At 32.7% G+C, this 13,863-nt stretch carries 14 protein-coding genes; 8 read left to right on the forward strand and 6 right to left on the reverse strand.

All coding sequences use genetic code 11. From position 1 onward, the window contains the following. Nucleotides 1-64 precede the first annotated feature (64 nt). From J2W48_RS09990 to J2W48_RS10015, 6 genes are all read right to left on the reverse strand, one after another. Nucleotides 65-1,021 (reverse strand): phosphoribosylaminoimidazolesuccinocarboxamide synthase, encoded by a 957-nt coding sequence (locus J2W48_RS09990; RefSeq protein ID WP_310280823.1) that lies wholly within the window; start codon nucleotides 1,019-1,021, stop codon nucleotides 65-67. Between the two features lie 66 nt (nucleotides 1,022-1,087). Further along, on the reverse strand, nucleotides 1,088-3,436 hold the full coding sequence (locus tag J2W48_RS09995; protein ID WP_310280824.1) for a S9 family peptidase: 2,349 nt from the start codon (nucleotides 3,434-3,436) through the stop codon (nucleotides 1,088-1,090). A gap of 176 nt (nucleotides 3,437-3,612) precedes the next feature. Then, nucleotides 3,613-4,452: a Cof-type HAD-IIB family hydrolase gene (locus J2W48_RS10000; RefSeq protein ID WP_310280826.1), complete on the reverse strand. Its 840-nt coding sequence runs from the start codon at nucleotides 4,450-4,452 to the stop codon at nucleotides 3,613-3,615. Between the two features lie 137 nt (nucleotides 4,453-4,589). Then, complete coding sequence (locus J2W48_RS10005; protein WP_310280828.1) at nucleotides 4,590-4,952, reverse strand: DUF1801 domain-containing protein; 363 nt, start codon at nucleotides 4,950-4,952, stop codon at nucleotides 4,590-4,592. Then, nucleotides 4,949-5,434, reverse strand: coding sequence for a hypothetical protein (locus J2W48_RS10010; RefSeq protein WP_310280830.1), 486 nt, complete (start codon nucleotides 5,432-5,434; stop codon nucleotides 4,949-4,951). Before J2W48_RS10010 ends, J2W48_RS10005 begins: the two co-directional genes overlap by 4 nt. 132 nt (nucleotides 5,435-5,566) lie before the next feature. After that, entirely contained in the window at nucleotides 5,567-6,517 is a 951-nt protein-coding gene (locus J2W48_RS10015; RefSeq protein WP_078229967.1) for a PhoH family protein, read from the reverse strand. 308 nt (nucleotides 6,518-6,825) lie between these two features. On the opposite strand from J2W48_RS10015, the gene J2W48_RS10020 reads away from it, so the two are divergent. The 8 genes from J2W48_RS10020 to J2W48_RS10055 all read left to right on the forward strand — a co-directional run. After that, a complete protein-coding gene (locus tag J2W48_RS10020) occupies nucleotides 6,826-7,656 on the forward strand; it encodes an SAM hydrolase/SAM-dependent halogenase family protein (protein WP_310280855.1) in 831 nt (276 codons plus the stop codon). Nucleotides 7,657-7,815: 159 nt separating this feature from the next. Then, nucleotides 7,816-8,112, forward strand: a complete 297-nt coding sequence (locus J2W48_RS10025) for a putative quinol monooxygenase (RefSeq protein WP_310280833.1) — start codon at nucleotides 7,816-7,818, stop codon at nucleotides 8,110-8,112. Nucleotides 8,113-8,145: 33 nt separating this feature from the next. Beyond that, nucleotides 8,146-8,520, forward strand: a complete 375-nt coding sequence (locus J2W48_RS10030; RefSeq protein WP_310280834.1) for an NTF2 fold immunity protein — start codon at nucleotides 8,146-8,148, stop codon at nucleotides 8,518-8,520. A gap of 32 nt (nucleotides 8,521-8,552) precedes the next feature. Then, nucleotides 8,553-9,320, forward strand: coding sequence for a gliding motility-associated ABC transporter permease subunit GldF (gene gldF, locus J2W48_RS10035; protein ID WP_310280857.1), 768 nt, complete (start codon nucleotides 8,553-8,555; stop codon nucleotides 9,318-9,320). After that, nucleotides 9,320-11,005 (forward strand): gliding motility-associated ABC transporter substrate-binding protein GldG, encoded by a 1,686-nt coding sequence (gene gldG / locus J2W48_RS10040; RefSeq protein WP_310280835.1) that lies wholly within the window; start codon nucleotides 9,320-9,322, stop codon nucleotides 11,003-11,005. The genes gldF and gldG overlap by 1 nt, the downstream gene beginning before the upstream one ends. 105 nt (nucleotides 11,006-11,110) lie before the next feature. Next, nucleotides 11,111-12,229 (forward strand): DNA polymerase III subunit beta, encoded by a 1,119-nt coding sequence (dnaN, locus tag J2W48_RS10045; RefSeq protein ID WP_310280837.1) that lies wholly within the window; start codon nucleotides 11,111-11,113, stop codon nucleotides 12,227-12,229. A 279-nt stretch (nucleotides 12,230-12,508) separates the two neighbouring features. Next, nucleotides 12,509-13,144 carry a DsbA family oxidoreductase gene (locus J2W48_RS10050; RefSeq protein ID WP_310280840.1) on the forward strand — a complete coding sequence of 212 codons (636 nt, stop codon included), beginning with the start codon at nucleotides 12,509-12,511 and terminating at the stop codon, nucleotides 13,142-13,144. A 537-nt stretch (nucleotides 13,145-13,681) separates the two neighbouring features. Beyond that, the coding region (locus J2W48_RS10055) for a hypothetical protein (RefSeq protein WP_310280842.1) at nucleotides 13,682-13,863 on the forward strand (182 nt) is incomplete at its 3' end.

A 13,863-nucleotide genomic window follows, 5' to 3' on the forward strand; every position in this document is an offset into this window, starting at 1 on the left:
TAGCAAGGCATTTTTTTATTTGTAATGATGTTCATGGTTTAAATAGTTAGTTTAAACCTGAAAATTACTCTTTAGTAGTAAGGTAGTCTAATACGTTTTTGTCAATACGTTGGTCAATATTAGCAATGTCAGCTTTTACGAATTTTTCACCTAAAATTTTCTCGTATAACTCGATATATCTTTCTGAGACAGATTCGATATAAGCGTCTGTCATGTCCGGAATTTGTTGTCCCTCCAGTCCCTGAAAACCATTTTCGATTAACCAGCGACGTACAAACTCTTTAGACAATTGTTTTTGCTCTTCTCCCTTGTCTTGTCTGTCCTGATAACCATCAGCATAAAAATAACGGGATGAATCAGGTGTGTGTATTTCATCAATTAAAACAATAACACCTTCTTTTGTCTTTCCGAATTCATATTTGGTATCTACCAAAATTAAACCACGGTCAGCAGCAATTTCGGTTCCTCTTTGAAATAAATCACGGGTAAATTTTTCTAAAACCAGATAATCTTCTTCAGAAACAATTCCCTTTCGTAAAATATCTTCGCGTGAAATATCTTCGTCATGAGAACCATTATCTGCTTTTGTAGTTGGCGTTATAATTGGTTTCGGAAATTTATCGTTTTCCTTTAAACCTTCTGGCATTGTTACACCGCAAATTTGTCTTCTTCCGGCAGTATATTCACGTGCTGCGTGACCTGAAAGATAACCACGAATCACCATTTCTACTTTAAAAGGATCACATAAATGACCAACAGCAACGTTGGGGTCAGGTGTTGCAATCAGCCAGTTTGGAACAATATCTTCCGTTAATTCCATGAATTTTGTAGCAATCTGATTCAGAATTTGCCCTTTATACGGGATTCCCTTTGGTAAAACCACATCAAAAGCCGAAAGCCTGTCGGTTGCCACCATGACTAAGAGTTCATCATTAATATTATAAACTTCCCGAACTTTGCCACGGTAAACTGATTTTTGATTCGGGAAATTAAAATTTGTTGTTGTGATTGTATTGCTCATTTATCCTTAGTGTGTTGTTTTAGCATGCAAATTTAAAACTATTTAAAAGAGCAAGCAAAGAAAAAATTATGGTTTCAGAAGAGTAGTGTTAAACAAGTTTAAAATTCGGCTATATTCATCAATCCAGGAATAGGTTTCCTTAAAACCATGTGCTTCGACTGGAAATGATGCCAGTGTCCAGTTTTTCTTCTCTAATTCGATAAACCGTTGTGATAAACGAACAATATCTTTATATTCAACATTATTATCAACCATTCCGTGGAGCATAACCAAATTGCCTTTTAGATTTTGTGCAAAATAAATTGGGGAGCTTTTTTTGTATGCATCAGGGTCGGTTTCAGGAAAGTTCAAAATATTTCCAGTATAACCGTGATTGTAATGTGCCCAGTCTGTAACAGAACGTAAAGCAGCACCCGATTTGAATTCACCCGGAGTGGTCAGCATTCCCATCAAGGTAATAAAACCGCCATAGGATCCTCCGTAAATTCCGACTCTCTCAGCATCAATTCCATAATTATCTATCAGGAGCTTTTTACCATCAATATGATCTGATAAATCTTTCCCACCCATGAAACGGTATATCCCAGTTCTAAAATCACGTCCATAGCCATCGCTTCCTCTATAATCTATGTCCAAAACTGTATAACCCAAATCGGTTAACAAATTATGAAACATATATTCACGATAGTAACTGCTCCAGTAATTGTGTGCATTTTGCAGATAACCTGCTCCGTGCACAAAAATAACGGCTGCCTTATTTGAGATTTCAGCTTTTGGAGTGTAAATCCTCGCATTTATGGGAGTTCCGTCCTGAGCCTTAAACGTAATTACTTCAGGTTCCCTCCATTGATATTTTTTGAAAATATCTGTTGTAGATGAGGTGATCTGCTGTAAGCCAGAGTTCTTTTTATTCTCAGAAAGATAATATTCCCATGGTTTATTTTTATAAGAATAACGAACTAAAAGTGATTTTTCATCTGGAGATACAAGTACTTCATAGGCTCCGTCCTGAGTTAAAATGGGTTCTAAAATACCTCCCGAGACTGGCAATTTATAAAAATTTCTGTTTCCCGGATGTGTTGTATTGGTTGTCAGGTAAAATGTTTTTTTGTCTTTGGATAAAATAACATCACGAACTTCCCAATTGCCTTTTGTGAGTTGTGTTTTCTTTTTAGATTTTAAATTATAGGTATACAGATGAGAATATCCTGTAGCTTCTGATTGAAAATAAATAGTTTCATTATCTGCTAAAAAGTCAAGAGTTCCGGAATCAAAAGAATAGGAAGGAATTCCGGGACCGGCAATCCAGGCTTCGTCATGTTGATGCTCAATTTCTGTAAAAGTTCCTTTTTGAAGATTCAGACTAATCAGCCATCTGTCTTTATTATCCTGACTTCGTATTTCAGTTATCGCAAATGAACCGTCCTGGTTAAAGATTGGTGACCGGGCAACTATTAGCTTGTCTTCTTTGGATTTATTTTTTAAATTATCATATGAATTATAATATTTTGGAAAATCCTTAATATGGTTAAGAGATGAAAAATCTACATAATAAACAGAGTCTCTGGTTACTGAATAAATTCCGAATTTAGTTTTTACCAAATTATTTACAGAAACTTTTTCTTTGGTGTCCGGAGTTTGATTGTAACCATCTGCCGTTATAAAAACGGACATCTTTTCTTTTTTGGTTTCTGCAGACTCTACTAAGCTGAATGTGGCAAAATTCCCATTTGGATTTATTTTCAGATTATAAAAATCATCTTTACCATAATAATACTCTTTGGCAAAATCAGACTTTAAAGCTTTATTTTTAGCAGTATTCCATTCTTTTTTTTCTTCGGAATCTTTAATGAACTGAAACAATTCTTTTTGTTGGTCTTTCAAAAATGATTTTTTTTCAGAAAGAGTTTCTTTTTTATCACCTTTTTTAAAATTTGTTATTTGAAGTACAGTACCTTCTTTAGTATTGAATCTGAAAAGATTGGCATTTTGTACAAAAAATAATATTCCGGTTTCGCTACCTAATTCTAAACCTGAAATTGGTGCGCTTTGCTGAAAAAGTTTTTTGGTAGTTTTTGAAGTAATGGAGTAAGAATATAAAGTACCATTACTAATGTAATAAACGATATCTGATGCTGGTGTTCTTTTAAAATCCAGTTTAGAAAAAACGGCTTCTTTCGGATCAGCTATTACAGGTTCAGGCATTCCTTTTTGCCAGAAATAAGTACTTGCTCCAGGTTCATCTTTCGGATTCCATTCAAAATAAATCTTTTTACCATCCAGGGACCATCGCCCGTTTGTTGGTTGATTTCCTATAAAAGATTCTCCTTTCATTATTTCTTCCAATTTCAAACTTTGGCTTTTGCCGGATATTGAAATGATTAAAAAGGCCAGAATAAAAATGTTTTTTGCCATCTTAGGTGTTTTTTGAGAAAAACAAAAATACACTTTGAAAAGTATTAAAAAAATTGTTTTGACTATTTACTTGCGAAATCCTTTATAAATTAATCAATGCGCAAAAAAAATCCCCGAAGAATTGTCTTCAGGAACGAAATTTTTATTGAAAGTTTAAAAACTAAAATTATCAGGTTTTACAATTGGCTTGCTGCAAATTCCTTGTTTAGGATTTTTGAAGCAATATATTGAGCAACTCCATCTTCTGCATTGGTTGTAATAACTTCCAAATCAGGTAATGTTTCTTTTAATAATGCAGGAGCATTTCCCATAATCAGGCCTTTTCCAGATGCAGATAACATTTGGACATCATTAAAACCATCTCCAAAAGAAACCGCTTCTTTTAAGGTAAAGCCTTCTTTTTCTAAGACTCTTTCAATAGCAACAGCCTTATCAATTGATTTGTCCATGAATTCCAAACAAGTTGGCAAACTAAAAGCATGATGCAGATGCTCTGAAGAATTGGCTAAAATAGCATCTTTTAATTTTACTAATTTTTCATGATTATCGCATGAAAAGAAAATTTTAATGGCGCCAAAATCTTCCAGGGTTTTATAATCTACCAATTCAGGATGATATTTCAGTTTAGCCTGAAAAGCATTCAGTTTTTTGTTTAATTTATTGGTCTGCCAAACATTTTCTTTGAATAAAACTACCGTAATTTCAGGATCGATATCAACATTTAAGGCAGCTTTTACAATATCACTGTCCAAATTAAAAGAAAACAATTCTTCTTTTTGCGGAGAATGAATTCTGGCTCCGTTTGAACTTACCAAATAAACAGGTACTTCCAGAGTCTCAATAATTGCCATCGCATCAAGATGATGACGGCCTGTAGCTACTACAATAAGATAATTTTGATTGTGAAGTTCCTGAAAAATGGATTTAGTGTAATCTGATATTCTGTGTTGGGGGTTGAGTAAGGTTCCGTCTAAGTCACTTACAACAACTTTTATATTTTTAAGTTTTGCAGTCATATTAAAGATCAAGTATTTATGATGTGCAAATTTACGGCTTTGAGCTCAGTTGGGCAAAATTTAAAGTGTTTGAAAGTCCAAAATAAGACAAGTTTATTATTAATTTAACTATTACATCAAATCAGTATTTTGATCATTTAAACTTTTATAAGTCCTGATTTATATAAATCCAGTGCTTTCTGAATTACATTTTCGATTCTTTCCAAGGGCAAATCTGTTTCAGAATCAAGTAACATGATTTTCATTCTGGAACGGGCTTCCTGAATTAAAAAAGGTTCATTAAAATGTTTTCCTTCGACAATTCCTATATAAGGTTGTTTCAGTTTTTTATGAATCCATAAATAGCAAAACATTCTTCCCTTGTAGCAAAAAAAGGGCATTCCGTATTTGAGAACGTTTGTAATGTCATTGTCTTGCTTTAGGATAATTTCTTTTAATGCCAGGAGTGTGCCTTTTATAGGTTCATCTTTGTTTAGATAGAAATCATCTAGTTGTTTCATTTTCTAATTTTTTGAGTTTTGGCAAAAACTATTTTTAATGTATCCGGGCAATTAGAGCTTGTTTTTAATTTATAAACTAAAGAATCATTTTTGATATAGAATTTTTCTCTTTTTAAAATAGCAAATGATTTATTATCAATAGGTTCACAGTTTGGTATTGTTAAAGTGTCAATTCTATCATATTTTCCAAAACGAATACATTCAAAAAATGGAAACATCTTATAACAAGTATCGCTACTTGTATTATTTAATTCTATTGAATCTTCAATTATTTTCCAGTTTCCTTTAGAAAACACCCTCCAATTGCAACCTGCACTTTCATATTCAAAAGTGCTGTCTTTATTTATTTTAATACTTGATCTTCCAGAAATAATATATTCTGTATCATACCAAGTTCTCACAAATTTATTAACAGGAACTTCTTTCTTTTTACAAGAAATCAAACAGATAAATAACAAGAAACCAAATATTCTAATTTTCATTTAAATAAAATTAAGATTCATTAAATAAAAATATTCGTTTTATTCACTCTAAAATATTAGAACATGAATAAAACGAATATCAAAAAATATCAAAATACATTTCACGATTTACATTTGACATTTATAAAAAAATTAATCGTGATTTTCTATTTGTTTATAAGCATCAATCACCTTTTTCACTAATCTGTGACGTACAATATCTTTATCATCCAGATAAATAATTCCGATTCCGTCAACATCTTTCAGAACCAGAATAGCTTCTTTCAGTCCAGAAATAGTTCTTCTGGGTAAATCAACCTGGCCGGGATCACCCGTAATCATGAATTTGGCGTTTTTTCCCATACGGGTCAAAAACATTTTCATTTGCGAATGGGTTGTGTTTTGGGCTTCATCCAAAATTACAAAAGCGTTATCAAGGGTGCGCCCACGCATGAATGCCAATGGCGCAATCTGAATAATTCCTTTTAAAATGTAATCTTCGAGTTTTTCGTTGGGCAGCATATCGCGCAAAGCATCATAAAGAGGCTGCATGTACGGATCCAGTTTTTCTTTCATGTCGCCGGGTAAAAAACCAAGATTTTCTCCTGCTTCTACCGCTGGTCGGGTAAGTATGATCCTTTTTACTTCTTTTTCTTTAAGTGCTTTTACCGCCATTGCAACACCGGTATAAGTTTTACCGGTTCCTGCAGGTCCAACTGCAAATACCATATCATTTTTTTTGATGGTATCTACTAGTAATTGCTGGTTGGGTGTCATGGCTTTGATGATCTTGCCACCAACTCCATGAACTAATATTTTGTCATGATCTAATGATTTTCTTTCATCCTGACCATCACTCATAATGACACGTTCAATTACATTATCGTCAATATTGTTGTATCGGGTAAAATGGAGCATCAGTCTTTGAAATCTCTTTTCGAATTCATCTAAAACTTCTTTTTCGCCAAATGCTTTCAAAGTCGTTCCTCTTGCTACTATTTTAAGCTTTGGGTAGTACTTTTTAATTATTTCAAGATGAGTGTCTTGAGCGCCCCAAAAGTCTTTTGGAGCGATGTCTATGAGCTCGATTATTCTTTCGTTCAAATGAGGTAGTTTTAAATTAAAATTAAATCTTTTTATAAATCAATTGGCTGTCGGGTGTTTTTTTAGTTTATAGTCTTCAGTGGCAGTCATAATTTTTTAAAAAAAATAATTAGATAAATTTTCTAATCAATTTTTACTGTTTTTAATCTTTTTCAAAATTCAATTCTTTTTTACAGACTGAAAACTGGGACTATTATTATAATTTGTCTTTTCTTTCTTGCATTTATGAGTTTACTATTATTAGCTTTGCATTTCTCAAATTTAATGAAAATTAGATTTAAATACTACCAATAGTTATAAACAAAATGATGTCAATAATTACCCTTACTACCGATTACGGCTTGAAAGACCACTTTGTTGGTTCACTGAAGGGTAAAATTCTTTCTGAATATTCAGAGGCTCAAATAATTGACATTTCGCATGATATAGATCCCTTTAACACTGCTGAAGCGAGTTATATTATCGGAGCATCTTATTTAAGTTTCCCAAAAGGAACTGTACATTTGGTAGGTGTTGATATTGAACGAAATAAAGAGAACCAGCACATCGCCATGCAATGGAACGATCACTACTTTATTTGTGCCGATAACGGAATCCTAAGCATGCTTACGCAGAAAATTGTACCGCAAAAAATTGTCGAAATAAATATTCACGATCGTTTTCCCAGTGAATTCAGCGATTTGGATATTTTTATACAAGTGGCCTGTCATATCGCAAAAGGCGGATTATTGAATGTCATAGGAAAAGAAATTCAGGAAATTAAACAAATCACGGAGTTACAGCCTGTCGTGGCCAATGATGGGAATTCGATAAAAGGGTATGTCATTTACATTGACCATTTTGGAAACGTAATAACCAATATTTCGAAAAGACAATTTACAGAAGTAGCCAAAGGCCGACCGTACGAAATTGTAATGAAACCAAAGAGCATCAAAACTATTTTACCTAACTATTCAGCAATTGCGACTTCTGACAAGTATCCGATCAAAACGTATGAAGGTGAAAAACTAGCTATTTTTAACGAAGCAGGTTATCTTGAAATTGCCATTTTCAGAAGTAATCCCTCAAATGTAGGGTCTGCCAATAGTTTATTAGGATTGAATTATCGGGATGTGATTACTGTGCAGTTTCTTACTTAAAATAGGGATTCAATTTCTCAGGTTTTGGAGTTTAAAATTTCAATTGGGAATTTCAAAGTTTTAATGAAAAGAACAATCTATTTTTTGGTATTTTTGCGCACTTGTTATGATTTAGATTCAACAATCTAAAATCTGCAATTACAAATCTAAAATTATAATATGTTCATTCGAATAGTAAAAATGAGTTTTCACGAAGAAAAGATCCCTGATTTTTTGGAGAATTTTGAAAGTGTGAAAGACAAAATACGGAATGCTGATGGAAATCGTTTTTTAGAATTGTACCAGGATAAAAATGATAAATGCATATTTTTCACTTACAGTTATTGGGAAACTGAAACTGACTTAGAAAATTACAGGCAATCTGAACTGTTTAATTCGGTTTGGGATTTTACAAAAAAGTTATTTAACGCAAAACCGGAAGCGTGGAGTGTGGATAAATTGGTAAGCTTAGTTTAAAGTTTCAGGTTATTTCAAAAAGGTAAAATAATTATGAAATATTTTTTATTAGTCATTTTAATATATTCTTTTAGTTGTTGTTCTCAAAATAAGCGTTTGGTTTTAGGAAAAGAATATGCGCAAGAAGAATTAAAAATAGCATTGTCTAAAGAACTACAGCATAATGTTGTTGATTATAAAACTATAATTATAAAAGATAGTATCAGTGCAGTTAAAATAGCAGAAACAATTTTATTTGACATTTATGGAAAACAAAATATAGAAAAACAAAAACCTTATGAAACATATTTTTTAGATCAATATTGGATTGTTTCCGGAACTTTACCTGAAGGTTACAAAGGAGGAACTTTTCTAATAATAATTGATGCCAGAAATTCAAAGATTTTAAAAATTACACACGAAAAATAATACATAAGGTATTTCAAGAACCTAAACACAACCTGAAACCTGAAACAAAAAAACTTGAAACAAAAATAAGTTACATGAAATCAATCATTTTACGGGAAATAAAATCCTTTTTCGGATCTCCAATTGGCTATTTGGTCATTGCGATTTTCTTAATCAGCAACGGACTTTTTTTATGGGTCTTTGAAGGAGATTACAATATCTTAAACACAGGTTATGCCGATTTGACTCCGTTTTTTACACTAACTCCATGGATTTTGATTTTCCTGATTCCGGCTGTTACGATGAGAAGTTTCTCTGATGAAAGAAAACAAGGAACACTCGAATTGCTTTTGACCAAACCATTATCAATTTGGGAAATTGTAAACGGTAAGTTTTTAGGTTCTTTGTTCCTGATTATATTAGCTATTGTGCCCACATTTATTTATGTAAAAGTAATTTCAAATTTAGGTTTTCCTGAAGGAAATATCGATATGGGAAGCACGATTGGTTCTTACTTCGGATTGTTATTTTTGATCGCTTCTTATTCCGCGATCGGAATTTTCACGTCTACACTTTCAGAAAATCAAATCGTAGCCTTTATCCTTTCGGTATTTTTATGTTTTTTCTTTTATTTCGGATTTGAAGGATTGGCATCATTAATTCCCGGTTTTTTAGGTTTTATGCCTTCGTTAGGAATGCAGGATCATTTTAAAAGTATGAGTAGGGGAGTAATTGACACTCGCGATGTAATTTACTTTTTAAGTATTACAGCTTTGTTTCTGTCATTTACAGTGTATCAATTAAAATCTTTTAAAGCATAATGAAAGCATCAACTCAAATGAATATCAAAACTTTGTGGATAACAATTTTTGTTTTGGTTGTTTTAAATGTACTCGGAAGTTTGTTTTTTTACCGATTTGATTTGACCAAAGACAAGCGTTACACTTTATCTGAAACTTCTTTGCAGATTGTAAAACAAGTAAAGAATCCGTTATCGATTAAGATTTACATGCAAGGTGATTTGCCTGCTGATTTTAGACGTTTGCAACAAGAGACCCAACAGTTATTAGAAGAATTTCAGGCTTATAATTCAAATATTGTTTTCGAATTTGTGAATCCGCTGGAAAACGAAGACGAAAGCATGGATTTGGTAAAATCATTATATCAAAAAGGACTTACGCCAATAAATATTACCGTTGACGACAAAGGAAAACAATCACAAGCAATGGTTTTTCCGTGGGCAATTGCAGTTTACAATAATAAAGAAGTCAATATTCCATTGTTGAAAAACAGAATGGGTGCTTCGACTACGCAAAAAGTAATTGGTTCAATTCAGCATTTAGAATATTCGATTACCGATGCTATCAATAAAATTACCAAAGACAAGCAAAAGAAAGTCGCAATCATAAAAGGAAATGGTGAAATAAATGAAATTCATATTGCTAAAATGCTGATGCAAATTCGCGAAAGCTATTACATTGGACCTTTTACCTTAGATTCAGTTTCTAAAAATCCAACAGAAAGTTTAAAAGCATTAAAAAAATATGATTTAGCGATTATTGCAAAGCCTACTCAAACTTTTTCTGATGAAGAAAAACAGGTTTTGGATCAATTTATAATGAATGGAGGAAAAACATTATGGCTAATTGATCAGGTGGCGGCAGACATGGATAGTCTGTACAATCAGTCGGGAGCAACTTTGGCTTACCCAAGGGATTTGAATCTGAATGATATGTTTTTTAAATACGGATTCCGAATCAATCCTGATTTAGTAAAAGACGAGCAGGGAAGTCCAATAAAACTCGCGACAGGCGAACAGGGAAGCGCTACACAGTATCAGGATTTTGTTTGGAAATTTGCGCCACTTGTTTCTCCACAAGGAACACACCCAATCGTAAAAAATTTAGGTGGAATTAAATTTGACTTTGCAAGTCCGATCGATACCTTGAAAAACGGAATCAAAAAAACAGTTTTACTGCAATCGTCACCTTATTCAAAGAAAATAGGAACTCCAGCCGAAATTAATCTGGATATTGTCTCAGAAGAAACATCTCCTAAAGATTATATCAATAAAGGAAATTTACCACTTTCAGTTTTACTGGAAGGAAGTTTTCATTCCGCTTTTGAAAATCGCGTTTTGCCTTTTAAAGAAAATTCATTTTTGGCAGAAGGAAAACCAACTAAAATGATTGTGATATCAGATGGTGATTTGGCAAAAAATCAATTGGATAAAAACAGGATACCAGTTGAATTAGGTTACGACCAACGTTCAGGAAATTTATACGACAATAAAGATTTTATGATGAATTGCATCAACTATTTATTAGATGATACCGGACTTATTAACATTAGAAGCAAAGATTTGGATTTGCCATTATTGGATAAGGAGAAAGTTTACGAAAATTATCGCCAGACACAATTCATAACTATCGGGCTTCCAATCTTAATTTTATTGGTTTTTGGACTTGTGTTCACCTACATCCGAAAAAGGAAGTACAGCAAATAGATGTTAATAAAAAATTTGTGAAACTAAGATTGTTTACGATATATTTGTAATTCGTATATTTTAGGTTCAAATTACCAGAATACACACAAAATTAAAAAAAGACAGATGAAATTTATAGTATCGAGTTCGTACTTATTAAAGCAATTACAAGTTTTAGGTAGTGTAATTAATAGCAACAATACGTTGCCTATTTTAGACAACTTTTTATTTGAACTAAATAATAATGAATTGACAGTTTCGGCTTCAGATCTTGAAACCACAATGTCGGCAACATTATCAATTGATTCTACAAGTACAGGAAGTGTAGCTGTACCCGCAAAACTCTTGCTTGAAATTTTAAAAACGTTCCCGGAACAACCTTTGACTTTTACAGTTGAAGATAACAATACAGTTGAGATAAGTTCTAATTCAGGGAAATATGCATTAGCATATGCGGCAGGTGAAGAATTTCCTAAATCAGTCAATCTTGAAGATCCATCGGTAACTTTGGTTCCTGCTGATGTTTTGGCAACCGCTGTAAGCAAAACAATTTTTGCTGCAGGTAACGATGATTTACGTCCTGTAATGTCCGGAGTTTTCTTCCAGTTTTCACCTGAGGGGTTAACTTTCGTAGCAACAGATGCTCATAAATTGGTAAAATATGCCCGTACAGATGTAAAAGCATCTCAAGTAGCCGATTTCATTATGCCGAAGAAACCTTTGAATATCCTGAAAAGTATTTTGGGAACTTCTGATGCTGAGGTAAAAATTGAATACAATGATTCAAATGCAACTTTCTCATTTGATAATTATATTTTAATGTGTCGTTTGATTGACGGAAAATATCCAAATTATGAAGCAGTAATTCCAAAAGAAAATCCGAACAAATTAATGATTGACCGTTCTTTATTTTTAAGTTCTGTTCGTCGTGTGGCGATTTTCTCAAACAAAACAACACACCAAATTCGTTTAAAAATCGCTGGTGCAGAATTAAATGTTTCTGCAGAGGATATCGATTATTCAAACAAAGCCGAGGAAAGATTAACATGTGATTATCAGGGAGATGATCTGCAAATTGGTTTCAACTCACGTTTCTTAACCGAAATGCTGACCAACTTACAATCGGATATGATTATGTTGGAAATGTCATTACCTAACAGGGCTGGAATCTTAACACCAGTTGATGGTTTAGAAGAAGGAGAAACTGTTACGATGTTGGTAATGCCCGTGATGTTAAATAGTTAACATCAAAACTTCTTTTTGTTACAGGGATTTTTTTTAGTTTCAAATTAAAGGCATATCATTGTAAAAAAAAATATCGCTATTAACCAACCATTTTTTATACCTAAAAACCGCAATTCTTTCAAAAGAATTGCGGTTTTTTATTATAAGTAATTTGTTTTAAGTCTCAGGTTTCAAGTTAATTCCAGTTTAACCGCAAAGTTCGCAAGGTTTTTCGCCATGCAAGGAAACCAGAAACTTGAAATCTAAAACCTGAAATAAAAATTTTCTTATTTTTGCAAAATGAAAATAGAAATTTGGTCGGACATCATGTGTCCGTTTTGTTATATCGGAAAAAGACAACTTGAAACAGCTTTAGCTGAATTTCCAAATGACGAATTTGAAATTGATTGGAAAAGTTTTCAACTTGATCCTTCAATAACTCCACAGTCGGGTAAAGATGTTTATACATTTCTGGCTGAACGAAAAGGTATTTCTTTAGAACAATCTATAGAAATGCATAAGAGTGTTGTAGAAAGAGCGAAGAGCGTTGGGTTGGATTATCACTTTGATAAAGCTATTATTTCAAATTCTTTAACAGCTCATCGTATTATTCAATTGGCTAAATTGAAAAGCTTAGGAGATCAGATGGAAGAAATTTTCTTCAAAGCTTATTTTACAAATGGTAGGGATTTAAATGATAACACAACTTTGATAGAATTGGCGAGACAAGCTGGTTTACCTGTTGATGAAGTTGAAGAAATTGTTCAAAACGAAGATTTATATTTGAAAGAAGTGCAATCTGATATTGATGAAGCTCAGGAAATAGGAGTACAGGGTGTTCCTTTTTTTGTTTTTGATAGAAAATATGCTATATCCGGTGCCCAGCCAATTGAAACTTTCATTCAGACAATTACCGAAACTCGAAATAATCCTTGAAATTGAATTTTATAAACGAATATAATCCAATAGTCTTAAAATCTGTTAGGTTTTATTTTTGCATGAATATATTAGTAGAAAATTATACTATAATATATAAGACTAGCTTTTATCATTGAAATCTTCAGGAGCCTTTTCCCGCTGTGCTTCCAAATCTTTAGCTTTTTAAAGAAAAAAGCAAAAGGATTTTCCCTTCCATCGGGGCTAGGGAGTGGTTTTTTACAAGAAGGTTGTGTTATATATGAATAAACAGGGGGACTTTGCTGCTTGGTGATTTTGCGAGAAATCACAGAAAAGAAGAAAATAGGGACTTGCGGCTCGAAGATTCAGTTAGAGAGTACGCAAAAGAGGAAAAAGAACGGCTGGCAGGCCGTTGAAAAGCCCATACAGACAAAAAAAGGGATTTTTGTATCTATTGAATAGTTAACAAAAAACAGATGATTGGTTGTTGAGTCTGTAAAAACAGAGGTTTTTCAAATGGGGTAATTATGAAAGTCACAATCATCTTAAGAAAAATCCTAAAAACTATAAAAAAAAATGAGTTGTAAGTTTTGCGTTATCAGTGAGTTAAGAAAAAGTTATAAAAAGGATGGAAATTATATAATAAAAAAGGTTGTAAATGTAAATAAAGGTGGTACTTTTGCACCCGCAACAGCGACAGACGTTCATTTAAATACTGACAAGCAATACGAATTTGGATTGAAAATTTTTTTTCAAAA

Origin of the sequence: Flavobacterium piscis, assembly GCF_031457575.1 — a bacterium.
Classification (GTDB): Bacteria; Bacteroidota; Bacteroidia; order Flavobacteriales; family Flavobacteriaceae; genus Flavobacterium; species Flavobacterium piscis_A.